The sequence below is a fragment of the Pseudomonas sp. B14-6 genome (assembly GCF_013260315.1).
Classification (GTDB): domain Bacteria; phylum Pseudomonadota; class Gammaproteobacteria; order Pseudomonadales; family Pseudomonadaceae; genus Aquipseudomonas; species Aquipseudomonas mandelii.
In genome coordinates this window covers 947,190-972,992 of sequence record NZ_CP053929.1, presented here as the reverse complement: position 1 = coordinate 972,992, position 25,803 = coordinate 947,190, and the positions used below count along the sequence as shown (strand labels likewise).

Below are 25,803 nucleotides of genomic sequence, written 5' to 3'. Positions count from 1 at the left end.
AATGGACCTTGTACGACTCAGCCGCCAACTCATCGACCGCTTTCAGCACGGCATGCCGCTGTGTCCGTCACCGTACAAGGAGATGGCCAGGATTCTCGGTTGCCGCGAATCCCAGGTGATGGCCTGCCTGGAAGAAATGGATCAGGCCGGCACCCTTTCACGCATCGGCCCGGTGTTCGAACACAGCCGCGCCGGGGCCAGCACCCTCGCCGCCTTCGCCGTGCCCGCCGACCGCCTGCAACAGGTGGCCGAGCGCGTCAGTCAGTACCCGGAGGTCAATCACAACTACGCACGGGAGCATTTCTACAACCTGTGGTTTGTGCTGACCGGCCCTGATCGCCAACACATCGACCGCGTGCTCAAGGAACTGGAGGACGACACCGGCCTCATGCCGCTGGACCTGCCGATGTTGACCGCCTACCGCATCGACCTGGGCTTTGCCCTGGGAGAAAACTCATGACACCAGGATTGAACCCCAAACAAGCATTGGCGCTGCGCCGGCACCTCGAAGGCGGGTTGCCGCTGGTGTCGCGCCCGTATCAGGCTCTCGCCGAACGGCTCAACGCTGACGAAAACCAGGTACTCGAACAGATGCGCCAATGGAGCGAGCAAGGGCTGTTTCGCCGTATCGGCCTGGTGCTGCACCATCGAGCGCTGGGCTTTACCGCCAACGCCATGCTGGTGCTGGATGTTCCCGATGCGCTGATTGACGAAGTCGGCCAGCGCCTGGGGCGAGCGCCCGGCATCAACCTCTGCTATCAGCGGCCCCGGCGCCTGCCGCAGTGGCGGTACAACCTGTTTTGCATGGTGCACGGGCGTCAACGTGAGCAGGTTGAGGCGCAGATCCAGGCGTTGTTGGAGGAGCATCTGCTGAGCGACCTGCCCCATCAATTACTGTTCAGCACCCAGGTCTTCAAACAGTGCGGCGGCCGCTTTGCGCCCTCGCACACTGGAGTACCGACCCATGGATGACCTCGACCGCCGACTGATCAACCGTTTGCAATTGGGCTTGCCGCTGGTGCGCCACCCCTGGCGGGTATTGGCAGCCGAACTGCAGAGCAGCAGCACTGAACTGCTCGACCGATTGCACACCCTGCTCGCTGATGGCGTGCTCACACGCTTCGGCCCGATGTTCGACATTGAACGGCTGGGCGGCGCCTTCACCCTCGCCGCGTTGGCGGTGCCGGAAGAACGTTTCGATGACGTCGCCGAACAGCTCAATGGCCTGCCGGAAGTGGCGCACAACTACCGACGCGAACACGCCTGGAACATGTGGTTCGTGCTTGGCTGCGCGACCGAAGAAGGCATCGCCGAGACGCTGCAGCGCATCGAAACCCTGACCGGCCTGCCTCTGCTCAACCTGCCTAAAGAGGAGACTTACCATGTCGGTCTGTATTTCCCGGTCTGAAGACACCCTCGCCCAGCGTCTGATTGCGTTGACCCAGGCCGGTCTGCCGTTGCTGGATGACCCGTGGGCGTGGCTCGCCGAACAACTGCAATTAAGCATCGAATCCACCCTGGACCTACTTAAGCGCTTGCAGGCCGAGGGCGCGATTCGGCGCATTGCCGCCGTACCCAATCACTACCGACTGGGCTATCGCCACAACGGCATGACGGTCTGGGATGTGCGCGACACCGACATAACGCGCCTCGGCGCGCTGATCGGCGCGCAGCCTTTCGTCAGCCACTGCTATCGCCGCCCGCGCCGAACCGGATGGCGCTACAACCTGTTCGCCATGGTGCATGGCCGCAGCCGCGATGAGATCAACAGCTACCGCGAGCACCTGCGCTATTTGTTGGGCGAGGCCTGTGTTGGCGACGAGATGCTGGTGAGCAGCCGCATCCTGAAGAAAACCGGCTTGCGATTACCTGTCGCTTCGCACTGAACACGCCCTGACTCAAGGAGAGTTGCATGTTGAGGATCAGCCAATACTTGCGTGCGCTGGCACGCCAGGCGCCTGCACCCAGAACCAGTCCACCGGGCAGTAACCGGGCGCCGGTGGTGATCTGGAACCTGCTCAGGCGCTGCAACCTGACCTGCAAACATTGCTACGCCACCTCGGCCGACAGTGTCTTTCGCGACGAACTGGATACGGCCGCCGCGCTGACCGTGATCGACGATTTGCACGATGCCGGGGTGAAGGTATTGATTCTTTCCGGTGGCGAACCGCTGTTGCGCGAGGATCTGTTTGTGCTCAGCGCCTACGCCCGGGCCAAAGGTTTCTATGTGGCCTTGTCCACCAACGGCACGCTGATCGATGAGCAGAACATTGCGCAGATCAGCGCAGCGAGTTTCGATTACGTCGGCATCAGCATCGATGGACTGGAAGCCACCCATGACGCCTTCCGCCAACTCAAGGGCAGCTTCGCCCGCTCCATGCAGGCGATCCGGCTCTGTCGCGAACAAGGCATTCGCGTCGGGCTGCGAACTACCCTGACCCAGGAAAACCATCCGCAGTTACCCCAATTACTGGCGCTGATGCGCGAGTACGACGTGCAGAAGTTTTATCTGTCGCACTTCAACTACAGCGGTCGCGGTAAACGCAGTCGCAAACTCGACGCGCACCAGCAGATGAGCCGCGAGGCCATGACGTTGATCTTTGAGCGAGCCTGGGAAGACATCCAACAGGGGCGCGACAGCGATTTTGTCAGCGGTAACAACGATGCCGATGCCGTTCTGCTGCTGCAATGGGCAGCCCTCAGTATTCCCGAGCATTACCCACGCCTGGAAAACATGCTCCGCGCCTGGGGTGGCAACGCCTCCGGCAGCGGCATTGCCAATATCGACAACACCGGCGAAGTGCACCCGGACACCTACTGGTGGCAGCACTCGGTGGGCAATGTCCGCCGCACGCCGTTCCGCACGTTGTGGCTGGATCAGCCGGATGCCCTGCTGTTGCGCCTGCGTGAGCATCCCCGCGCCGTCGGTGGTCGTTGCGCGCAATGCCGCTGGTTGCCCATCTGCAACGGCAACACTCGCACGCGTGCCTGGGCCGAGGGAGATCTGTGGGGCCAGGACCCCGGCTGCCACCTCAGCGATGACGAAATCGGTGTTACGCCGTCAACGAACATCCCTTGCATCACCCACTGAATAGCCCGTCCGGCCAACCACCTGACAAAGGCTGGGGCCGGCCAACCTGATGAAGCACCAAGGACGTCCCATGCCTCCATCAATTGCTATACCGGCCACACTTGAGTCGCCGTTCCGGCCGGGCGAAGTTGCCCTGGTCGGCGCCGGCCCCGGCGATCCACGCCTGCTGACCCTGCGCGCCTGGAGCCTGTTGATGCAGGCCGACGCCGTGGTGTACGACCGGCTGATCAGCCCCGAACTGCTGAACTTGATTCCCCTGACCTGCGCTCGGCATTACGTCGGCAAGGCCAGTGGCTGCCACAGCCTGCCCCAGGAACAGATCAACGAGCTGCTGGCCGACCTCGCCGATCAAGGGCAACGCGTGGTCCGGCTCAAGGGCGGCGACCCGTTCATTTTCGGTCGCGGTGCCGAGGAGCTGGAGTACCTGCTGCAACGCGGCATTGATTGCCAGGTGGTGCCGGGAATCACCGCCGCTTCCGGCTGCAGCGCCTATGCAGGCATACCGTTGACCCACCGCGATCTGGTCAATTCCTGCCGGTTCATCACCGGCCATTTGCAACGCGATGGCGAGTTGTCGTTGCCTTGGAGCAGCCTCGCCGACAGTAGCCAGACGCTGGTGTTTTACATGGGCTTGTCGAACCTGGGGATCATCGCTCAACGCTTGATCGAAGCCGGGCTGTCGGCCGACACACCGGCGGCGCTGATCAGCAACGGCACGCGACCCGACCAGCACGTCGCCCGCGGCAAGCTGCACCAATTGCCGACCCTCGCGCTGGATTGTCCACCGGGTATTCCGACACTGACGGTAATCGGCTCAGTGGTCGATATGTTTGACGCAGAACAGCTGGAATACCCGGCGCGACTCTACCCGACCCAAGCCCTGCTACGTCGCGCCAAGGTGGCGATATGAGGCGCATCGTACTTGCCCACCTGTTAGGGGTCAGTGCGGCCCAGGCCGGCGCAGCAGTGCCGGCACTTGAACACGCGGCGCAACTCTATCAGCAGCATTGCCAGAGCTGTCACGGTATCAACCGTCTCGGCGGCGCAGGGCCGGCGTTGTTGCCTGAGAGCCTCAGCCGGATCAAACCTGATGAAATCCGCAGCGTGATTCAAAACGGTCGCCCCGCGAGCCAGATGACCGGCTATGCCAACGTGTTCAGCCCCGCGCAGGTCGACGCGCTGGTGGATTACCTTCAGCAACCGCCCGCCACCCCGCCCACCTGGAGCAATGACGACATTCTCGGCAGTTACTCGATGCTCGCGGACCTGAGCAAACTGCCCTCCACGCCCCAGCACGGCGCCGACCCGCTGAACCTGTTTGTGGTGGTAGAAGCTGGCGACCATCACATCGACATCCTCGACGGTGACCGATTTGAGGTGCTCGCGCGGTTCGCTTCGCACTTCGCCGTGCACGGCGGACCGAAGTTCTCGCCCGATGGGCGCTTTGTCTACTTCGCCTCCCGTGACGGCTGGATCAGTCTGTATGACTTGCACAACCTGAAGCTGATCGCCGAGGTCCGCGCCGGCCTTAACACCCGCAACCTGGCGGTGAGCAAGGATGGACGCTGGGTGCTGGTGGGCAACTATTTGCCCGGCAACCTGGTGGTGCTCGATGCCCGCGATCTGTCGCTGGTCAAAACCATCCCGACCATCGGTCAGAACGGTACCGCGTCACGGGTCAGCGCGGTTTACTCCGCTCCGCCGCGCGACAGCTTCATCGTCGCACTCAAGGACGTGAAGGAAGTCTGGGAGCTGTCCTGGGCGGGCACACCGGATTTCGAACCCCGGCGGATTCCTGCCGGGGATTTTCTCGATGATTTTTCCTTTTCGCCCGACTACAAACAGCTGCTGGCCACGTCGCGCAAGGCCCTGGGCGGCCAGGTCATCGACCTCGACAGCGGCAAGGTGGTCACCGACATACCGCTGCCGGGCATGCCGCATTTGGGGTCGGGGACCTATTGGAAACGCAACGGTGAATGGGTGTTCGCCACGCCGAATATCAGCAAGGGTCTGATCTCGGTCATCGACTTCAAGACCTGGAAACTGATCAAGGAAATCCCGACCCTGGGGCCGGGCTTCTTCATGCGCAGTCATGTCAACTCGCGGTACGCCTGGACTGACGTGTTCTTCGGGCCCGACAACGATGCGATCCACCTGATCGACAAACAGACGCTGGCGATTGCCCACACCTTACGCCCGATGCCCGGTAAAACCGCCGCTCATGTTGAGTTCACCCGGGATGGCCGTTTCCTGCTGTTGAGCATCTGGGCCACCGACGGTGCGCTGATTGTCTACGACAGCAACACCCTCAAGGAGATCAAACGTATTCCGATGAACAAGCCTTCGGGCAAGTACAACGTGGGGAACAAGATTGAGTTTGCCGAGGGGACTTCGCACTAGGCCTTGGGGGTATATCCGTTTCTTTGGTAACGGCGGCTATTGGTTTCGCTTTTACAGCGAGTCACTTTGGAAAAGCGCCAAAGTAACCAAAGCGCTTCTACCCTTTTCGTTCGGTGGGCCTCTCGAGGGGGCGACTACCGCAAAAACACTGCGAGGCGGCCTACCGGCCGGCCTGTATCTTCAAGCGTACGCATTCCCCTGTGGGAGCGAGCCTGCTCGCGATGAGGCCCTGTCAGTCGACATCAATGTTGAATGTCAGTCCGCCTTCGCGAGCAGGCTCGCTCCCACAGTTGGATTTTTGGCGGGCATGACATAGAGGTCCACCGCCGATGACCTTGACAGACATCAGGTCGGCTATCAGGCCGCCTCGCTTTGGCTTTTGATCTGGCTTTTGAACTTGATCTTGATCTGCCCCGTCGGAAGGCCGAGCGCAGGTTCTGCGCAGTGGGCACCGCGGCAAGGATGCCGCGGTAGCCGCCCCCGGCCATGGATGGCCGATGGCGGCGGGCCCACGGAGCAGGACCGGAGCGAGGGCATGCCGAGCCTAGGCGAGGCACCGTACGTCAGGGGCGAAAGCGTTTGGTTACTTGGCGCTTTTCCAAGTGACCCGCTGTAAAAGCGGAACCAATAGTAGCCGTTACCGCAGAAACGGATATGTACCCCGAACGGACTTCAGCCCAAGGTGTAACCGTTATCAACCTTCCAGTCCTGGCCGTAAACACCCCGAGCCCCCTGCGACAGCTGAAAAACAATCACATTGGCCACCGCCGCCGCATCAAGAAAATGCCCCGGCAACAGACGTTTACCAAGCGTGTCGGCAACATCGTCAAGCTCCCCATCGCTCAACCCCAAGTGATCCCACATCGAGGTAGCCGTCGGTCCCGGCGAGACCAGATTGATGCGCACATCAAAATTCGCGAACTCCACCGCCAACGTCCGCGCCTGAGCCGCGAGCGCAGCCTTGCTGGCAATGCAAGCGGCCAACCCGGGAAAGCTCGATCCGGTCAGGAAGCTCCCGACAAACACTACCGAAGCCGGGCTCGCCAATTCACCGCGTAACGCCGCCAAGGTGTTCAATGCACCGGCGCCGTTGACCGCCCACTGACGCTGGAAGGCCTGCATATCCAGGCTGTCGGCCATTTCGGCGACACCCGCGTTAGGAACCAAATAGTCCACGGGGCCCATCGCCGCAGCGCGCTCGGCCAGTTCGCTCAGGTCTTGCTGACTTGTGACGTCCCCGGCAAACCACTGCAACCGCTCGCCGTAGATCTGCTGCAAGGCCGGCAATTCACCGAGGGTCCGTGACATCGCCAGCACCTTGACCCCGCGCGGTAACAGCGCGGCGCACAGCGCAAGGCCGATCCCGGAGCTGGCACCTGTGACCACCGCCAAACGATCTTGAAACTCGGTTTTCATCATTTTCTCCTGGGCATCACGGATGCCAGCACTGAGGACGTAGCGAGCCCTATCTTTGAGCAGGAGACAAAAAAACGACTTGACGGCGATCAGGCTTTTAAAACGACGTTAGTGTTGTTGCAGCAGCGCCGGAGTGATCTCGCTGAAGCGCAGCAAGCGACCGCCCTGTTCAGCGGCAAGCTTTTCAGCGGCCTCGCGACTTGAGAACGACGCCAGCACCACGCCCATGGCGCCTTTGAGTTGGGTACCGACCACGTAGAAGGCGTCTTTGGCATCGATCAGGTGGGCGTCATTCGGCGCGTTCCACGGGCTGCGGCCCATGTCATGGACATACAGTTTTGCATCGCCATGATGGTTTTCCGGCTGCAACCACCAGCCGATCATTTCCGCCGTGGAACAGAACTTCTTGATCCCCGCCCGCTCGACCACTTCGCCCTTGGGCCCGGGGAATCCGTCGATAATCATCCCGCAGACATGGCATTCATCACTGGGATGAAAGGCCGCGGCGGTGTCGCTGTAAGTGGCTTGCACTGGGTTGTCACAGGCCGTCAGCAGGAGGCACATCATCAGGCCCGCCACCGCGCGCATCGTCGTCAGATAAAACGCATTCATCGTCAACTACTCCAAAACCATCAAAGTGAAAATTCATGTCGCTCGGCGACGAAACAACAACCAGGCCGAACCCAATGGCACCGCCACCCACAGCGACAGGCATAGCCAGAGCATCGAGCCCGGCATCGGCAAATCGCTGCCCAGCGTCAGCACACCCGTGTTGCCGGCACCGGGTTCAAAACCGGAAAGGTTGATCAGGCGATAGATGTCAGCGGGGTTGAGCAGCAGCAACCAGGGCAGCACTTTCGGGTTGAACTGCCCTTCGCTGAGCACCAACAGCGCCAGCAGGGCCAGATCGAACACCAGCACGAAGAAGAACCACACGCCCAGCGCCAGCCCGGCCGCCGTGGATTTCTCGGCCGAAGCACTGCTCAGCACATAGGCCAACCCCAGAAACCCCCAACCCAACAACGTCGACGACGCCATGAACCGGCCAAACGCCCAAAGCAGCAGGCTCAGTTCGACGTTGTCCACCAGCACCGCGATGGCCAGCATGGCGCAGCCGAAACCGATCAGCGTCGCCAGCGCCAGGATCAACCCGTGGCCGACAAACTTGCCGAGCAGAATCTGCCCGCGACCCAAGGGGTATGTCAGCAACAGCAGCAACGTGCCGCTCTCGTCCTCGCCGACGATGGCGTCATAAGCCAACAGCAACGCAATCAACGGCATCAAAAACGTTGCCAGACTGGCGAGGCTGGCAATGGTGGCTGGCACCGAGGTAAAACCCAATTGCCCGGAGGCCGCCGCGCCCAGCCAGGCGATGCCGATGGCCAGCACCGCGAACAACACACTGATTGCCAATAACCAGCGATTGCGCAAACCGTCACTGAATTCCTTGCGGGCCATGTTCCAGACAGCGTTCATACGGCCTCCCCGATTGGCGTCGCACCGGCCCGGCTCATGTAGTAGCGGTAAATATCTTCCAGCGACGGTTGATGGATTTCCACGTCGGCCGGTTCGTCTTCATTGAGCAGCTGGCGCAACAGCCCGAGCTTGCTGCCATTGAGCGCGGCCACTTCAAGACCTTCGACGCCCCAGCGTTCGGTGAGATGCCCGGCGTTGTTCCAGCGTTGCTGCAAGGGCCCGGCGTGCTTGAGGCCGTTGGCGCGAATCAGCGTCGGCAACCCGGCTTCCTCGCGCAAACTGCGTAGACTCCCCAGTGCCAGCAGACGTCCCTGGGTCAGAATCGCGGCGCGGTTGATGTGCGCCTCGACACCGGGCAAGACGTGGGAACACAGAATGATGCTGGTGCCTTGGCTGCGCAGGCGATCGAGCAACCGATACAAGTCCTGAGTGGCGATGGGATCGAGGCCGACTGTTGGTTCGTCAAGCAACAACAAACGCGGCTCACCAAGCAGCGCTTGCGCCAGCCCGAGGCGTTGACGCATGCCCTTGGAGTAGGTCTTGACCCGTCGATGCGCCGCACCGGCCAGGCCGACTTCCTCCAGCAGTGCGTCCACTTGGGCGGACGCGGCGCCTTTGAGTCGCGCGAAATGGCGCAAGGTTTCAACACCGCTCAGCTGCGGGTAAAACGTCACGTTCTCCGGCAGATAACCGAGCAGGCGTCGTACGTGGGGATCGCAGGGCAAGCGACCGAACACCCGGACCTGCCCTTCGCTGGGCTGGAGCAGGCCCAGCACCAGTTTCATGCTGGTGGTCTTGCCCGCGCCGTTATGACCGAACAAACCCAGCACTTCACCTTCCGCCAGGCTGAGGTTGAGCTGATGCAACACGGTGGCATGCCCATAGCGCTGGCTGACGCCTTCGATGTCGATGACGTTCATGAGTTGGGCTCCTGGGTCAGGGGTTGAGTGGATGATTTCATCAGCGGATGGCTGTCCAGCACCCCCGGCGATTTCATCACCGGAAAGGCCCGTTGCACCCAGCGCAGCAACTCGATGCCGGGGCTGTTCATCAACAGTCGTACCTGCGGGTACAGCCAGAGCAGGCGGTCGACGTTGTCATTGGGTTCGTAGGCGATATCGCCGAGGCCGTCGTTGTTGCGGTCCCAGCCCAGGTAATCGCTCCAGTAGTTACCACGGCCATCCACCGACCATTCCTGCAAGCGGGTGGCGACGTACTTGACCTGCCGCTGGTTGCCGACAAACGCGTTGTCGGCGATGCGGTTGTCTTCCGAGCCGGCGGTGAGATGGATGCCCACGGCGCTGTGCTCGAAGTGGTTGTGTTCGATGCTGTTGAACAGCGAGTTGAAGATGAACAGCGCCTTGCCCTCGGCGCCGCTGATCATGCTGTCGCCGGTCGAGCCGTCGCGCACGTCAGTGACGAAGTTGTCACGCAAGGTTGAATAGGTGATGTAGTTCATCAGGATCCCGTAGTTCTGGTCCTGTTCGGAGCGATTGCCGATCACCGTGAGCTTGCGGCTTTGCATCAAGGCGTAGCCGGTGCGGGTGCGGCGGGTGGTGTTGCCGATCAGTTGGTTATCGTTGGCGAACATGTAATGCACCCCGTAGCGCAGGTCTTCCAGGGTATTGCCCTGCAGCAGGTTGCCGTTGGAGGTGTCGATGTAGATGCCATCGCGGGTGTCGCGCACCTGGTTGCCAATGACCTTGGCGCCATGCACGGCATACAGGTGAATGCCGTTGCCGCGATCTTGCGAACGCATCGCCGGATCACCCTGAATGCGGTTGTCGATCAGGCTCACATCCTGAGTGCCGTCGACCCAGATACCGAAGCCCTTACCCTGCAGGCGATTGCCTTTAATCACCGCACCATGGGCCTTGGGCTGGATAAACACCGCCGCATTCATGGCGGTGAGGTCGTGTCCCCAGTTTAGAAAGGTGCAGCCTTCGATGGCGACATCCGGCGCGCTGATGATCACACCGTTGCCCTGCCCCTCCCCCTGAAATACCGCGCCGGGCTCGCAGAGAATCTGCATCGGTTGATCGACACTGAACGAGCCCCGGTATTCCCCCACCGGCAGGTGCCAGCGTTGATTGGCGTCCACCCGCAGCGGCAACGAGGTGATGGGTTGCACCGCCAGCGCGCTGCCGGACATCAGCAGGAGCGCAAATGCAATGACCGTCATCGGGTTTCCCTTGCTATCAGTCATTGCTTCGCTCCTGTCGATGGGCAACGGTCAGGCCTTCTCGACCTTCATGCGGCCGACCATTTCCATGTGCAGCGCATGGCAGAACCAGCTGCAGTAGTACCAGTGCAGGCCGGCCTTGTCGGCGATGAAGGTGATCGACGAGGTCTGCTGCGGGCTTATTTCCATGCTCACGCCATGGTTGGTCATCACGAAGCCGTGGGTCACGTCTTCAATCTGGTCGATGTTGGTGATGGTCACCGTGACCTCGTTGCCTTGTTTGACGGTGAACTCCGGCAAACCGTAGGCCGGAGCCATCGAGGTCATGTAGACGCGGACTTTGTTGCCGTCGCGGATGACCTTGTTATCGGTCTCCAGCTTGATCCCGTCTTTGGCGGCGATCGCCACCGTCTCGGCAAAAAACGGGTCGTTGCGGTCCCAGATCTTCTTGGTCTTGATCTGGTCGCGGCGGGCCATGACGCAGTCGTGGGGTTCGGCGAAGGCCGGGCCGTCATGCACCAGTTTCATTTCCTCGCCGGAGATATCGATCAGTTGATCGTTTTCCGGGTGCAGCGGGCCGGTCGGCAGGAAGCGATCCTTGGAAAACTTGCTGAGCACCATCAGCCATTGGCCGTCGGCCTCACTGGTTTCGGTCAGCGACGCATGGTTGTGGCCTGGCTGGTATTGCACGTCGAGTTTCTGCTTGATGTAGTTGACCTTCTCGCCGGTGTACGCGCGAATGGCCTCCTCGACGTTCCACTTCACCACCTGGCTGTCGATAAACAGCGTGGTATAGGCATTGCCGCGGCCGTCGAAAGTGGTGTGCAGCGGGCCCAGACCGAGCTCGGGTTCACCGACCACCACGTCGCGCGGGTCCTTGAATTTGTCGTCGAACAGATCGTCAAGCTTGGCGATGGCAATGATGGTGCAGGTCGGCGAAAGCTTGCCGTTGGCAATGAAGTATTTGCCATCAGGCGAGGTATTGAGGCCGTGGGGGTTCTTCGGCGTCGGGATGTAACGGGTGAATGCGCTGTCCTTGCCATCGGTTTTACGACCGTCGACCACCGGCACTTTCGAGCCGTCCAGGGTGATGAACTTGCCAGCCTTGATCGCCGCTTCGATGCGCGGGATGTTGAACACCACCACCCAGTCGCGCTCGTTGCGCATCATGCCGCCCAGGTCGTAGGCCTTCTCCGAGTTGTAGCAGGTGGACGCCGCGTATTTGCCGGTGTAGTCGGCATCGGTGTTGTCCAGATTGCCATCGACAATGACCTGGAAGGCCATCTCCATTTTCTCGGCATCGATGGCGTTAAACATCGTGTAGCTGTTCTTGTCCTGCAGGTCGAAGGTGCTGCCGTCATTGGGGTGTGGAATCACGAATTCGGCATTGGCGAACACGTATTTTGTGTGCGGCACTTTTTGCAGGCGCAGCCCGTGAACGGCCTGCACATTGGGCACGGTGAGCATCTTGTCGCACTTCATGATGTCCAGACGGATACGCGCAACACGGCTGTTGGCCTTGTCATTGATGAACAGGTATTTGCCGTCGTACTTGCCGTCAGTCATGGACAAATGCGGGTGGTGGCAGTCGCCATTCTGGAAATGCGCGCTGTCGCCCATGATCCGTTTGCTTTCGTTGGTCAGGCCCCAGCCAGTGGCGGAGTCGACGTTGAACACCGGTACACGCAACAGCTCGCGCATCGACGGAATGCCCATGATCCGCACTTCCCCCTGATGACCGCCACTCCAGAAACCGTAGTACTGGTCCAGTTCGCCCGGCCCGACGTGGGTTTTGAGTTGCGCGTCCTTGGCCGCTGCCGCCCAGGTCTCACGGGTAAACACCCCGCCACCGATGGCCGTGGCACCGGCCAGTACCGCACCGGTCACCGCACTGGTGCCCAGGAAACCGCGACGACTGAGGCCGGTCGATTCCGGCACTTCAGTGGTTTTCTTGGATTCTGTGTCGTTCATCAGGTGTGTTCCTTGAAGGGATAAAAACGGTCGCAGCGCACAGGCGCTCGCGGGATTCATTCCAGAGCGCTCACTTCCACGACAGGTATCAGTTGCACAGCGATGGGTGCCGGTTTGCCGCGCTTCTTGCGCTTGTTGATCAGCGGCGGACACTTGTTGTCGTTCTGGTAAGTCATCTGGCAATCGAGGCAGTAGTGGCACTCGTTGGCATTGATTCGGCCATCGGGATGAATCGCCTGGATCTCGCACTCCTTGGCGCACAGCTGGCAGGGAGTGCCACAGTCCTTGCGGCGTTTGAGCCAGTCGAACAGGCGAAATTTGCTCGGAATCGCCAGCGCGGCTCCCAACGGGCAGATGTAGCGGCAATAGACTTTGCGGGTGAAGAGGTTGATGACCAGCAGTGCTACCGCGTAGAGGACGAACCACCATTGGCGGTCGAACTTGAGGGTGACAGCGGTCTTGAACGGTTCCACCTCGGCGAACAATTCGGCGGTGGACATCGACTCAAGGGAGAGGCCGAACAGCAGCAGCAAAATGATGTATTTGATGGCCCACAGCCGTTCATGCACCGCGAAAGGCAATTCGTATTGGGGGATTCTCAGCTTGCGCGCGGCTTCGTTGATCAGCTCCTGCAAGGCACCGAACGGGCACAACCAGCCGCAGAATACGCCCCGCCCCCACAGCAGAATGCTCGCAGCGGTGAAGACCCAGAGCATGAAGATCAGCGGGTCGGTGAGAAACAGCTCCCAGCGAAAGTGATCGAACAGCGCATGGGCGAAGGTCAGCACATTGACCACCGACAGCTGTCCCAGCGCATACCAGCCGAGAAACACCACGGTAAAGACCAGGTAACCTCGGCGCAGCCAGTGCAAAAAACGTGGCCGACGTGTGAAGGAGTCCTGCAGGAACAGGATCGCCATCAGCAGCAGTAATGCGCTGCCGAGCACGGTGATCTGAAAGGATTTCTGGTACCAGATGGTCAACCACATCGGCCGACCGGCTTCCTCGAGGGCGGCCAATTCTTCGGCGCTGGGCAGTGGCCGCTCAAGGTATGGCTCGGGCAGTTGATAAGGCAGTTCGAAGCTGCTGAACGTGCCACTGAGCGGCCCGGTTTGACGACGCACCAGCAATTCCAGGGACCAGGGCGATCCCGGGTCGAACCGGGCCGGCTCGCGCACAATGAAAATCGACATTTCGGTGAATTCCGGCATGCCCTTGGCAAAGACGTCGGAGAGCCGCTGATGGTCCATGTCGCGAAAACTGATGACGTTGCCGAACTGGCGCAATTGCACCCGATCGAAAATCCCGCCGCGCACATACCCCGAGCCTTTATAGGAAAAAAGCCCACGACCCACCACCACAATGGCCTGCTCGCCGGGCTTGAGGTCCTGCATAAGTAAGCGATATTGATTGTCGCCCAGCAGCGCACGGCCGATGGTCGGCGGATTCAGGTCGGCGGTGTAGAGCTCGATAAAGGTCTCATCCACCTGATCGGCGGCGGCGTTTTCCACGCCTTCGGCGTCGGTGCCCTTGAAGGCGGCGTCGACCTGGCCACGGGTCAGGTTCAAGCGGCGGATGGCGCCGTTGCCGGTCAGTTGTTCCCAGGTGGCGGGTTCGAAAAAGTCCTGGCGCACGGTGGCAGGCATGCGTGCCACACCGCCCGTGTCCTCGATCAGCTTGAGCGATACGGCCACGTCGTGGGCGGCGCGCATGATGACCTCGTTGACCACCATCGCCGTGACGGTAGCCCCGGCAATCGCATCGACGGTGACGGCCTTCGGGTCGCTGGAATGGCCGACGACCACCCGCTGGCTGACCTTGATGCCCTTGTACCTGGCGCTGAAGCCGTGAAGTTTTGCCTCAGGAATGCCGATCAGCAGAATGGGCTCATGGTGCTCCAGCACATAGGCATCCTGAATCGCACCAGCAGTGTCGAGGATCACCTGGGTATTGATCGGCTTGCCCGAGTAGGCAGGAATGTCCACCACGTCCAGACTCTGGAACACATAGCCGAGCACCTTGCCGGCGGCGGACAGCGTGCGCACCTTGAACCGGCCTTCGGGGGCGGAAACGGAATCGGTCTGAGGGAAGGTTTTCTCGATGCGCTGCTGCTCGATGTCGCCGTATTCCTTGGCTTGCACCGCCTCAAAGGTGGCGAGCATCAGCATTAGCATGACCACCAGCCCGACGCCCCAGGCGCGTAGGTTGCCGTGTATCGAAGGCGGATGGATTGTCATGGGCTCGCTGATTTCAAAAGGGCTTTCGGTCATGTTAGGGAGCGTTGCGCCCCCTGCCCTTGATTGAAATCAACTTGAGAAATTAGCCCATGAGGACAGGCGCCAATGACTCAAACCGTGCGTGAAAACAGGCCTTTTTGCTCACTACCCAGATAGGCGTCAAACGCCATCGCGGCACTGCGCATCATCAAGTACCCCTGTGGTAACAGCACCAGTTCGTCGCAGTGGATCTGCAGCAGTCCGTCGCGAACATGCTCCTCCAGTTGGGACAAGGCGTCGGCAAAGTACTCGGTGAAGAGAATGTCATGACGCATTTCATAGCGGTTAAACGTAATACGGCCATGGCACATCAGGTCGCTGATCACTTCGCGGCGCAGCAAGTCGTCTGCGCTCAAGCGGTAACCGCGATGCACCGGTAGCAGGCCTTGGTCCAGACGCGCGTAGTACTGAGACAGCTCCTTTACGCTCTGGCTGTAGCTGTCGCCGACCTTGCCGATCGAGGACACGCCGAGGCCGATCAAGTCGCAGTCGGCGTGGGTGGAGTAGCCCTGAAAGTTACGCTGCAGGGTGCCATTGGCGCGGGCCAGCGACAGCTCGTCGTCCGGCAAGGCGAAATGATCCATGCCGATATAGACGTAACCGGCCGCGGTCAGACGGCGGATGGTCAGTTCAAGCAATTCCAGCTTGCGCTCCGGCGGCGGCATGTCGGCGGGACGAATCAACCGTTGTGCGCGAACCATTTCCGGCAGATGCGCGTAGCTGTAGGCGGCAATCCGGTCCGGACGCAGCGCGATGATCTTGCCGAGGGTGACGTCGAAACTCTGCACGGTTTGCAACGGCAGGCCATAGATCAGATCGACGCTGATCGACTTGAATTGCGCCTCGCGTGCCGCAGCAACCAGCGCATAAATCTGCTCTTCACTTTGCTGGCGATTGACCGCGGCCTGCACGTCGGGGTCGAAATCCTGAACACCGAAGCTCAGGCGATTGAAGCCCAACTGGCGCAGCGACCGGATCTGCTCGGTGCTGATGGTGCGCGGGTCGACTTCGATGGAAAATTCATGGTCATCGCTGTCATCCATGTTGAACGCCTGGTGCAGGCAATCCATCAGGTCCGCGAGCTGTTCACTGGTTAAATAAGTAGGCGTGCCGCCGCCCAGGTGCAATTGCGTGAGTTTACGGGTGCTATCGAACAAGGCCGCCTGCATCGCAATCTCAAGCTTGAGGTACCGAAGGTACTCGACGGCGCGATGGGTTTTCTGGGTAATGATTTTGTTGCAGGCGCAGTAGTAACAAAGACTTTTGCAAAACGGAATGTGGATATACACCGACAGCGGTTTCGACGCGCTCGCCTGGTTGCTCTCGCGGGCGGCGCGCTGGTAGTCGTCAACGGCAAAGGCCTGATGGAACTGTGGCGCGGTTGGGTAAGAAGTGTAGCGCGGCCCCGGGCGGTCATACTTTTCGACCAGGGCGCGATTGAAATCAAAGGAAGGCTTCATGATCAATCAACTCGCAAATGGGTTAACACCTCGCACCGCCCACATCCTTTTCAAACAGGTTGCAGATGGCATCCACTTCCGGCCGACCGGCAGGGAGAATGCTGATGAAGCGGTCCGACAACTCAATCAACCCCTCACGACTCAATTGCTCCAGCAACGGCCAGACCGACGAGAAATACCTGGAAAAAACCAGTCCATAACGTCTTTCGATGGCGCGTATATCCAGTTCCAGATCACACGCCAGTCGCTCCATGACCATTTGCCTGATTTGCTCCCCCGCCTCGAAGCGCCAGCCTCGACACGTCGGCAACTGCCGCATGTCCAGTTGCTGCTGATAGCATTCAATCTCGTCGGTGTTTTGCGTGTACAAATCGTCGATCTGGCTAATGGCACCCAAACCGAATCCAACATGATCGCAATAGCCGTGACGGGAGAAACCCTCACAGGTACGGCGCAACCGGCCTCGCTCCTGGGCGACGGCCAAATCATCATCGGGCCGGACAAACTGCCCCATACCGATGTAGTGATAACCCGCGCAAAGCAGTTGATCAAAGCAGATTTGGCGCATCGCGCCTTTATCGACCTGGCTGCACGGCGCTCTGACTTTGTCACCGGGCACCGGACGATAGCGCCGTGGTGGCCGGGCATAATCGAACACCATCAGCCGGTCTGGCTCCAGCTTGATAATGCTCGCCAGCTTCAACGCAAAACTGTCTGGCGTCTGCCAGGCATGGCCAAAACCCAGATCGACGTTGATGGATCGAAAACCAAAGGTCCGCGCCGCGTCCATGAGCGACTGGATCGGCGCCGGGTTCTGGTAACAGGCCACCGACCTTTCACAGTCGCTGTCGAAATCCGGAACGCCGATACTGACATGGTTGAAACCGTGGTCGCGCAGCACACCCATGGTCGCCCAATCGGTTTGATAGAGGTCCACCTCGACGCTGTAGTCGCCGCAATCATGTAAGAGAAAGTTGAAACGGCTACGCAGGTGACTCATCAGCCGCCCTATGTGAGCAGTGGTGAGTGTTCCGCCGCCCAGATGAAACTGTTCCACCCGTTGCTGCGCATCCAGGTGGCAACCGACGAGGTCGATCTCCTGCTCCAGATGCTGGAGGTACTGCTCAATAACCTGGTGCTCGTCGGCGCTGTCACGAGGGGAACAAAAGGAAAGCTTGAGGCTGGAGGGTAGCTGCACGTTCAGGGACAGCGGACGTCGCTTCTGGCGGCTGACGCGCAAAGCGCGAAGCAGATCCAGTGATCCGATACCCTCATGGAATTTTTGCGTGTCGGCATGACAGTTGGGGTCGAGCACGCCCTGATCGCACCGGGCGACCAGCTCGCCGGGGTTGTGAAAGAAATCGAGCATGAAGGTCTCCGACACTGGCTGCGGATCATCAGTGTCGGGGTCCAACGATCAATACGCCTTGATTTGCATCAAGCACAAGCAAAGTCTTGGAAGAACAGACTACCCGTCAAAGCCGATCACCAGGTCAGATAAAACATTCCCTTGGCCAGCAGCACGATAACGACCATGTGACAAAACAGGCTGCCGTGGATGAACTGCAGGTACCGCGGACTCATTCGGCCACGTTTGAATAAAAACATGGCCACCAGGAAGTGCAGCAGTACGCTCACGGCCACCGCGACTTTCAAGGCAAGCAATGTGCCTAACGATGAAGCCAACGGTGAGGCAAGGACTGGCAGGTAGCGCAGCCAGACCATGCCGAGCCCCGCACCGAACAATACCAGCAGCACCCACGGCATCAGCGAGCGCGCTCGCCGGCCGATGCCTTCCTCCACCAGCAACATGACTCTGGTGGGTAGCTGTTTGCGGATGCTTTCAAGGAACAGCACTTCGAAGAACACCGTGCCGATAAAGATCAGGGCGGCAAACAGATGCAACGTCAGAATCAGCGGATAGATCATGGAGGTGTCGCCTTGAGTCAAGGCAACCCGTTACGCACGGGTATGTCGATCTCTGGAGACTACAGAACCGTCCGCTCCATGTGGTTGACATCGATCAAGAAAGCCACAAAACCCACACTCACCGCACTCCATCAGTATCGAACGTGCAGGAGCGACCGTTCTTATCGTTGGTCGAGAGAAAAAACTGAAACCTGGGTCACCACTGAGTCAGTTGGCAAGGCAATACTTGTTTCAATGGACGTACCGAGTGGCCCTGCCTTGATTTAAATCAGACGAATCGACAACGAACGAACTCATCCTGCGTTATCGCTTCTCCAGTCTCGACGATGTCAGGGCGCAGCTGGGTTTGAAGTCGGGCGAGCCGGTCAAACCCGAGCATGTGGACTAACCTGATGTTTTGATTTCGGCTGCGCCTCGTCCTGGCAATGACATCATTGCCTTTACATCAACCTGGATAAGCAGGTCTGCGATGTATCAGAACTTAGCTCTGCTTGCCGCCTTCCTCCTGACCTACAGCATATTTGCGGGGCGCTTCGAATCTCGCCTGCTCAACGGTCCACTCATGTTCATGCTTGCCGGCCTGATTCTTGGCCCTGCGTTCTTGGGAATTCTGCAACCCCGGATTGACAAGGACGGCCTCAGGATTCTGGCAGAGCTGACATTGGCCATTGTTCTCTTTAGCGATGCGGCCAACGCTGATCTCAAGGTTTTAAGGGCGCACGAAGGGTTGCCATTGCGTTTATTGATGATAGGTCTGCCACTGACCATGCTCAGTGGCTGGCTGGTCGGTATCTGGCTGTTCCCGCAAGTACCGCCATTGGAACTGGCCATACTGGCGACCCTTCTGGCGCCCACCGACGCTGCGCTGGGGAAGGCGGTGGTGAGTAATCCCAAGGTGCCCGCCCCCGTGCGTGAAGGACTGAACGTAGAAAGCGGGCTGAATGACGGGATCTGTGTTCCAGTGCTGCTGATGTTCCTTGCACTGCTGGTCGAAGAGCAGACGCAGTCGCCGCTTTCACTCGCGGTAGAGTTGGTTATCGAGGAGCTGGGCATCGGTGCAATCAGTGGTGTGGCGCTTACGCTCATTGCCTGGCTGTTGCAGCGTTACGCCGCAAAACACCATTGGCAAGCCCCCATGTGGTCGCAACTGACGCTGCCGGGGCTCGCCATTTTGTGCTTTGCCACCGCGCAAACATTGGGCGGTAGCGGTTTTATCGGCGCGTTCGTCGGTGGGTTGCTCGCCAGCTTTTTGTTTACCGAACAAAAGCATCATCTGCTCGAAGCCAGTGAAGAATTCGCCAGCCTGCTGTCGGTCATCACGTGGGTCGTATTCGGCGCAATTGTGATCCCTTGGGCCTGGAACAATCTCACCCTGAACATCTGCCTGTATGCAGTGCTTAGTCTGACCGTGATTCGCATAGTGCCCGTGCTGATCAGCCTGACAGGAACCGGCTTTGATTTCGAAACCCGCCTGTTCATCGGCTGGTTCGGCCCACGCGGCCTGGCCAGCATCGTCTTCGCCGTCATGATATTGGACTACCCTCTAGAAACCAGTCGCACCTTGGTATCTGTCGCTGCCTGTACCGTTTTACTCAGCGTGCTGCTGCACGGCTTGAGCGCCAATCCATGGGTCTCGCGGCTGGCCGGTCGTATTCATTGATTATTGTCAGAAATGCCACGGTCTGCGGGTGTTAGCGTTTTACGAAAGCGTGGCTAAGCGTTTAGGGAGCGTGAGAATGGGCGCAAACATGATTGTTGTCAGGCAGCTCGTCGGTTTGCCTGTTGCCATTATGGTCGGGGTCTTGAGCCTGGTCGGTTGCGGCAAAGAGCCCGTGACCCTGGCTCGCCAAGCCCCCGATGTGACGGTCATGACGGTCACCGCCCGCGACACCCCGGTAACATTCGAATTCGTTGCCCAGACACAAAGTTCCCGCGAGGTTGAGATCCGCGCCCGGGTTGCCGGCTTCCTGGAGAAGCGGCTGTACACCGAAGGCGATTTGGTAAAAACCGGGCAAACGCTGTTCCAGATGGACCGTAAACCTTTTGAAGCGTCATTGCTGTCGGCTCAGGGCCAATTGGCTCAACAACAGGCACGCTGGGAAGTCGCCAAGGCTACGCTGGCCCGTGTCCGTCCCTTGGCGGCGCAGAATGCGGTCAGCAAGATGGATCTGGACAATGCTGTCGGTGATGAGCGTCAGACACGGGCTGCCGTGCTTGCCGCCGAGGGCACGGTTCGAACCGAACAGTTGAACCTCAGTTACACCACCATAGCCTCGCCCCTCACCGGCCTTTCAAGTTTTGCCAAAAAGCAGGAAGGCAGTTACGTCACGCCGGGTGAATCCGGGCTGCTGACCACCGTTTCACAGATGGACCCTATCTACGTCAACTTCAGTCTTTCGGAAAACGAGACGCTCAAGTTCCGCGACGAGATTGCGTCTGGACACCTTATATTTCCCCTGCGCAGTGAGTTCGTCGTAGAGGTCGTCCTGGCCGACGGCACCGTTGTCCCTGAGCGTGGCCGCCTGAATTTTGCAGCGCCTTCTTATAGCCAGGATACCGGGACCTTTCTGGTCCGGGCGGTGGTTGCCAACCCGACAGGCCTACTTAGACCCGGACAGTTCGTGCGGGTGCGGGCCATCGGGGCTTCCAGGCCGAACGCCATTACGGTGCCGCAGAAAGCCGTTCTGGAGGGAGCCAAAAGCCGTTTCGTCTGGGTGATCAATGCACAGGGCAAGCCCGAGCAACGGGTGGTCGAAGTGGGTGACTGGCATGGCAATGACTGGTTTATCACCCAAGGATTGCAAGCCGGTGAACGCATCGTGGTCGATGGTGCGATCAGAGTGACCCCCGGAGGGCCGCTGAATATCATCGCCCCCCTCCCCCGGCAACCGAGACGACGGCAAAACCGACAGCCACCGCGTCGGTGCAAGACAGTGGGCGTCGCCCATGAGCATCTCTCACTATTGCATTGATCGCCCCATTTTTGCTTCCGTTATCTCGATCATCATCACCTTGGCCGGTGCAGTGGCGATGGTCAGTTTGCCGGTCGCCCAGTACCCGGATATCACACCGCCGCAGATTACGGTGTCAGCCACCTACCCGGGCGCGGATGCCCAGGTCGTGGCCAATAATGTGGCAGCGCCTATCGAGCAGCAGGTCAACGGCGCCGACAACATGATCTACATGAACTCGTCGAGCTCAGCGACCGGCAACATGACCCTCAATGTGTTCTTCGAGATTGGCACCGACCCTTCCCTTGCCCAGGTAGACGTGCAGAACCGGGTCAACCTGGCCCTGCCGCAACTGCCCTCCGCGGTTCAGAGCCAGGGTATTCAGGTGCAGAAGAAATCTTCGGCCTTCATGATGGTCCTCGCCGTGTACTCCGCAGGTGATCGTTTTGACAGCACCTATGTGGCCAACTACGCCAACCTCTACATTCTGGATGCGATCAAGCGTATTCCGGGCGCCAACCAGGCCAGTATTTTCGGCACACCCGACTACGCCATGCGGATCTGGCTCAAGCCCGACCGGATGGCCCAGTTGGGCATCACTGCGGCAGACGTGCAAAAAGCCGTGTCCAATCAGAACCAGCAATTTGCTGTCGGTCGCGTTGGCCAGTCGCCCACCGGCCAGGCGGTAGAGCAGTCGTTTGCCGTGACCACCAAGGGACGTCTGACCGAGCCGGTAGAGTTCGAGAACATCATTCTGCGCGCCAGCAACGAAGGGGCGGCAATCGTTCGTCTCAAGGACATCGGCCGTGCCGAACTCGGACAAAAAGACTACTCGCTGCGCAGCACCTATCAGGGCCGTCCGGCGACGCTGATTGCGGTGTATCAACAACCGGGCGCCAACGCCCTCGACGTGTCTGCTGCGGTTACCAAGACCCTGGCAGACATGAAGACGACCTTCCCCGAGGGCATCGAATACAAGATCGTAATGGACACCACCGCGTTTACCCGCGCCTCGATTTCCGAGGTGATATACACCTTTTTCGAAGCGCTGGTGTTGGTGGTCATCGTGGTGTTCATCTTTCTGCAGAGCCTGCGTGCCACCCTGATCCCGGTGCTTGCGGTGCCGGTGTCGATCGTCGGCACCTTCATCGGGATGTCGGCATTGGGCTTTTCAGTGAACATGCTGACGCTGTTCGGGATGGTCTTGGCCATCGGTATTGTGGTCGACGACGCCATCGTGGTGATCGAGAACGTCGAACGCAACATGCATGTCCACAAGATGACGCCCAAGGACGCCGCGAAAAAAGCCATGGATGAAGTCGCAGGCCCGGTGGTGGCCATCGTGCTGGTGCTGTGCGCGGTGTTCATCCCGGTGGCCTTCATGGGCGGGATCACGGGCCAGCTCTACAAACAGTTCGCGATCACCATCGCCATCTCTGTGGTGATATCCGGTCTGGTGGCGTTGACACTTTCGCCTGCCTTGGCCGCCCTTCTGCTCAAACCCCAACACGGCGAAAAAAATGCTTTTTTCCGCTGGTTCGAGCACAGCTTCGAACGCATGACCGAGGGCTACTCGCGCTCGGTGGCCTTCATGATCAAGCGCTTCGTGCTGGCGTTGTTACTGTTCGCCGGCATGATCGCGTTGATTCTGCTCATGGCGCAGCGCATTCCCAGCGCCTTTTTGCCGCCGGAAGATCAGGGGTATCTGCTGGGGGCCGTGATCATGCCCGATGCCGCCAGTCTCGATCGCACCGGCGAGGTGGGCAAAGTAGCCAGTGACTTCTTCATGAACGATGAGGCCGTCGAGGGCGTTGCCATCGTTAATGGTTACAGCCTGCTCGACGGCCAGAACAAGAACAATGCCGGCGCCTTTTTTGTCGGGTTCAAGGATTTCGAGGAGCGCTACAAGGACTCGGACACAATCAAGGAACAAAGCGCCCCCGCCGTCATCCAGAAAGCAGTCCATGCTTTTGCCAACGTTCAAGGCGGGATCATTCTGCCGGTGAATCCGCCGTCCATTCCCGGCCTTGGCACCACCGGCGGCATGGAGGTATGGATTCAGAGCAAAGGGGACGCCGGCGTTAATCAACTGGCAGAAATGGTCGGCACGTTTGTCGCCAAAGCCAGGCAGCGCCCCGAACTCGGCGCCATCACCTCCACCTTCAACGTGTTTTCCCGGCAATTGCTGGTCGACGTAGACCGGGAAAAGGCAGAGTCGCTGGGTGTGCCGGTGGAAGAAGTCTATAGCACCATGCAAACCATGTTCGGCTCGCTCTATGTGTCGCAATTCAACAAATTCAGCCGGCTGTGGCAGGTGATCCTGCAGGCAGAACCAAGCTATCGCCTCAAGGCCGAGGACCTGCAACAGATCTACGTGCGCAACAAAAACCAGGAAATGGTGCCGCTCAAAGCCGTGCTGACAACCCGCTACGTCACCGGTCCCGACCTGCTGACCCGTTTCAATAACTTCCCCGCAGTCAAACTCACCGCCAACGCAGCCCCCGGTTACAGCTCCGGCCAGGCACTCAAGGCGCTGGAAGAAATAAGCGCTGAAATCATGACCAACGACTACGCCCTGGCCTTGAGTGGTGAAGCCTTCGAGGAGAAAAAAAGCGGCGGTGCCTCGTCCCGGGTGTTCATCTTCGGCCTGATCATGGTGTTCCTGATCCTGGCGGCTCAATACGAGAAATGGTCACTGCCTGTCGGGGTGCTGCTGGCGGTGCCCTTTGCATTGTTCGGTGCGCTGCTGGCTGTGCTGATCCGTGGGTTGAGCAATGACGTTTATTTCCAGATCGGCTTGACCATGCTGGTGGCCCTGGCCGCCAAGAACGCCATCCTGATTTTCGAGTTTGCGGTACTGAACCGCGAAAGCGGCATGTCTGCTTACGATGCCGCCATGACCGCCGCGAAGGAGCGCTTGCGCCCGATTGTGATGACATCCCTGGCGTTTATTCTTGGCTGCGTCCCGCTGGCCATTGCCGTCGGTGCATCCGAAAACAGTCGCCACTCCATCGGCACCGGGGTCATTGGCGGGATGCTGGCGGCGACAGTCATCGCAATCTTCTTTATCCCGCTGTTTTACTACCTGGTCGAACGGTTGACCGAGAAAAAAGGCACGGTCAAGCAGACCACTCAACCACCGCCGTCTACGTCGACCGGGGAAATTCCCGGCGGCGCTGCGCAACACCGACATGAGGGGGATTGAGATGCGCACCTTTCATCTTCCCCTCGTGGTGTGCCTGGGCCTGACGGGCTGCATGCTCGGCCCGGACTACCAACGTCCGACCACGGACACCCCGGCAACCTACCGTTATGCAGACCAGGAGGCCCATGACCTGTCCAATACGCTGTGGTGGGAACAGTTCAAGGATCCGGCGCTCAATGACCTGATTCGCACGGCGCTGGCGGAAAACAAAGACATCAAGATTGCCGCCGCCCGGGTCGAGGAATTCCAAGGCCGTTACGGAGTGGTGCGCTCGCAGATGTTTCCGCAAATCGGCGCCGGCGCGCAAGGCAGTCGGTCCAGGGCGCCACGCGACAACGGCCCGGTGCCTTTGGATGCCAACGTCGATCCGATTTACAACAACTACCAGGCCACCCTCAGTGTCAGCTGGGAGCTGGATATCTGGGGTCGTTTGCGGCGCCTCAATGAATCCGCACGTGCTGACCTGCTGGCCTCTGAAGAAGGCCGGCGCACGGTCATTCTGAGCCTGGTGTCGTCGGTGGCATCCAGCTACATCCTGCTTCGCGATCTCGACCGCGAACTGGAAATCGCCCGCACCACTGCCAAGGCCCGCGGCGACTCCTACGAGATTTTCAAACTGCGCTTTGGTGCCGGCACCATTTCCGAAATGGAACTGGCGCAAAACCTTTCCGAGTTCCAGCGCACTCAGGCCTCTGTATCGCAATTCGAGTCCCAGGTTGCACAGCAGGAAAACAACCTGGCCGTGCTGTTGGGACGCAACCCGGGCCCAATCCTGCGCGGACGTGACCTGGCCCAACTGACGCTACCGTTGGTGCCTGCCGGTTTGCCTTCGGACTTATTGGAACGACGCCCCGATCTGCGTCAGGCCGAGCTGGATCTGATTTCCGCCAATGCCCGCATCGGTGCCGCCAAGGCGCTGTATTTCCCGACGATCTCCCTGACCGGGCTACTGGGCTCAGTCAGTGATCAACTCTCGAATTTGTTCACCGGGCCGGCCGCCACCTGGTCCTATGGTGTCGCCGCGAGCATGCCGATTTTCACCGCGGGTGGCATCGCCGGTGAAGTCCAGCAAGCCGAGGCGTTCCAGCAACAAACCTTGCTGGCCTACCAAAAGACCATTCAGTCGGCTTTCAGGGATGTTGAAAACGCACTGGTGGCGGCGAGCAAATCCCGCGAGCAGATGATGTCCCAGGCCAATCAGGTCGAGGCGTTGCGCACTTACACCCGGTTTGCGCGCCTGCGCTACGACAACGGGTACACCAGCTACATAGAAGTACTGGATGCCGAACGCAGCTTGTTCGACGCCGAGTTGAATTACACCCGGACCCGGGGTTCGGTGTTCAGCGCCATGGTCGATGTTTACAAGGCTACTGGCGGAGGCTGGGTTACCGAAGCGGACAAGCTGACTGTCACTGCAAGCGAAAAGCCACCCTGATTAGCGCTAGA

The 25,803-nt window shown here is 59.7% G+C and carries 21 protein-coding genes; 11 read left to right on the top strand and 10 right to left on the bottom strand.

The features are described from left to right. Position 1: 1 nt before the first annotated feature. From HP062_RS04405 to HP062_RS04375, 7 genes are all read left to right on the top strand, one after another. Positions 2-460, top strand: coding sequence for an Lrp/AsnC family transcriptional regulator (locus HP062_RS04405; RefSeq protein ID WP_172790899.1), 459 nt, complete (start codon positions 2-4; stop codon positions 458-460). Then, positions 457-972: an AsnC family protein gene (locus HP062_RS04400; protein WP_172790898.1), complete on the top strand. Its 516-nt coding sequence runs from the start codon at positions 457-459 to the stop codon at positions 970-972. Before HP062_RS04405 ends, HP062_RS04400 begins: the two co-directional genes overlap by 4 nt. Further along, complete coding sequence (locus tag HP062_RS04395; RefSeq protein ID WP_010460162.1) at positions 965-1,408, top strand: Lrp/AsnC family transcriptional regulator; 444 nt, start codon at positions 965-967, stop codon at positions 1,406-1,408. Before HP062_RS04400 ends, HP062_RS04395 begins: the two co-directional genes overlap by 8 nt. Further along, the gene (locus HP062_RS04390) at positions 1,383-1,886 is read left to right on the top strand and encodes a nitrite reductase (protein WP_172790897.1); all 504 of its coding nucleotides are present in this window, start codon (positions 1,383-1,385) and stop codon (positions 1,884-1,886) included. The genes HP062_RS04395 and HP062_RS04390 overlap by 26 nt, the downstream gene beginning before the upstream one ends. A 26-nt stretch (positions 1,887-1,912) precedes the next feature. Next, on the top strand, positions 1,913-3,091 hold the full coding sequence (nirJ, locus tag HP062_RS04385; protein ID WP_172790896.1) for a heme d1 biosynthesis radical SAM protein NirJ: 1,179 nt from the start codon (positions 1,913-1,915) through the stop codon (positions 3,089-3,091). Positions 3,092-3,161: 70 nt separating this feature from the next. Next, positions 3,162-4,001, top strand: a complete 840-nt coding sequence (gene cobA, locus HP062_RS04380; protein ID WP_077748420.1) for a uroporphyrinogen-III C-methyltransferase — start codon at positions 3,162-3,164, stop codon at positions 3,999-4,001. After that, a complete protein-coding gene (locus HP062_RS04375; protein ID WP_172790895.1) occupies positions 3,998-5,491 on the top strand; it encodes a nitrite reductase in 1,494 nt (497 codons plus the stop codon). The genes cobA and HP062_RS04375 overlap by 4 nt, the downstream gene beginning before the upstream one ends. Before the next feature lie 672 nt (positions 5,492-6,163). Here HP062_RS04375 and HP062_RS04370 read toward each other — a convergent pair. The 10 genes from HP062_RS04370 to HP062_RS04325 form a co-directional block, all read right to left on the bottom strand. Further along, a complete protein-coding gene (locus HP062_RS04370; protein ID WP_172790894.1) occupies positions 6,164-6,907 on the bottom strand; it encodes an SDR family NAD(P)-dependent oxidoreductase in 744 nt (247 codons plus the stop codon). A gap of 108 nt (positions 6,908-7,015) precedes the next feature. After that, positions 7,016-7,519: a nitrous oxide reductase accessory protein NosL gene (locus HP062_RS04365; protein WP_010460147.1), complete on the bottom strand. Its 504-nt coding sequence runs from the start codon at positions 7,517-7,519 to the stop codon at positions 7,016-7,018. Positions 7,520-7,552: 33 nt separating this feature from the next. Next, entirely contained in the window at positions 7,553-8,383 is an 831-nt protein-coding gene (locus HP062_RS04360) for an ABC transporter permease (RefSeq protein ID WP_010460145.1), read from the bottom strand. Beyond that, positions 8,380-9,303, bottom strand: coding sequence for an ABC transporter ATP-binding protein (locus HP062_RS04355; protein WP_172790893.1), 924 nt, complete (start codon positions 9,301-9,303; stop codon positions 8,380-8,382). The genes HP062_RS04360 and HP062_RS04355 overlap by 4 nt, the downstream gene beginning before the upstream one ends. Beyond that, positions 9,300-10,589 carry a nitrous oxide reductase family maturation protein NosD gene (locus HP062_RS04350; RefSeq protein ID WP_172790892.1) on the bottom strand — a complete coding sequence of 430 codons (1,290 nt, stop codon included), beginning with the start codon at positions 10,587-10,589 and terminating at the stop codon, positions 9,300-9,302. Before HP062_RS04350 ends, HP062_RS04355 begins: the two co-directional genes overlap by 4 nt. Before the next feature lie 27 nt (positions 10,590-10,616). Then, a complete protein-coding gene (gene nosZ, locus HP062_RS04345) occupies positions 10,617-12,539 on the bottom strand; it encodes a TAT-dependent nitrous-oxide reductase (protein ID WP_372242835.1) in 1,923 nt (640 codons plus the stop codon). Positions 12,540-12,592: 53 nt separating this feature from the next. Beyond that, positions 12,593-14,773 (bottom strand): transcriptional regulator NosR, encoded by a 2,181-nt coding sequence (gene nosR, locus HP062_RS04340; RefSeq protein ID WP_256666088.1) that lies wholly within the window; start codon positions 14,771-14,773, stop codon positions 12,593-12,595. 110 nt (positions 14,774-14,883) lie between these two features. After that, positions 14,884-16,272, bottom strand: a complete 1,389-nt coding sequence (gene hemN / locus HP062_RS04335) for an oxygen-independent coproporphyrinogen III oxidase (protein ID WP_172790889.1) — start codon at positions 16,270-16,272, stop codon at positions 14,884-14,886. Between the two features lie 22 nt (positions 16,273-16,294). After that, positions 16,295-17,641: a coproporphyrinogen III oxidase gene (locus tag HP062_RS04330; RefSeq protein ID WP_172790888.1), complete on the bottom strand. Its 1,347-nt coding sequence runs from the start codon at positions 17,639-17,641 to the stop codon at positions 16,295-16,297. Positions 17,642-17,757: 116 nt separating this feature from the next. Beyond that, on the bottom strand, positions 17,758-18,201 hold the full coding sequence (locus HP062_RS04325; protein ID WP_083376787.1) for a CopD family copper resistance protein: 444 nt from the start codon (positions 18,199-18,201) through the stop codon (positions 17,758-17,760). Positions 18,202-18,670: 469 nt separating this feature from the next. Here HP062_RS04325 and HP062_RS04320 point away from each other — a divergent pair, with 469 nt between their 5' ends. The 4 genes from HP062_RS04320 to HP062_RS04305 all read left to right on the top strand — a co-directional run bounded on the left by HP062_RS04320 (position 18,671) and on the right by HP062_RS04305 (position 25,792). Continuing rightward, the gene (locus HP062_RS04320) at positions 18,671-19,861 is read left to right on the top strand and encodes a sodium:proton antiporter (protein WP_010460127.1); all 1,191 of its coding nucleotides are present in this window, start codon (positions 18,671-18,673) and stop codon (positions 19,859-19,861) included. A gap of 76 nt (positions 19,862-19,937) precedes the next feature. Then, on the top strand, positions 19,938-21,173 hold the full coding sequence (locus tag HP062_RS04315; RefSeq protein WP_256666086.1) for an efflux RND transporter periplasmic adaptor subunit: 1,236 nt from the start codon (positions 19,938-19,940) through the stop codon (positions 21,171-21,173). Further along, positions 21,148-24,357, top strand: coding sequence for an efflux RND transporter permease subunit (locus HP062_RS04310; protein WP_169857770.1), 3,210 nt, complete (start codon positions 21,148-21,150; stop codon positions 24,355-24,357). The genes HP062_RS04315 and HP062_RS04310 overlap by 26 nt, the downstream gene beginning before the upstream one ends. A 1-nt stretch (position 24,358) precedes the next feature. Next, complete coding sequence (locus HP062_RS04305) at positions 24,359-25,792, top strand: efflux transporter outer membrane subunit (RefSeq protein WP_077748409.1); 1,434 nt, start codon at positions 24,359-24,361, stop codon at positions 25,790-25,792. Positions 25,793-25,803 lie beyond the last annotated feature (11 nt).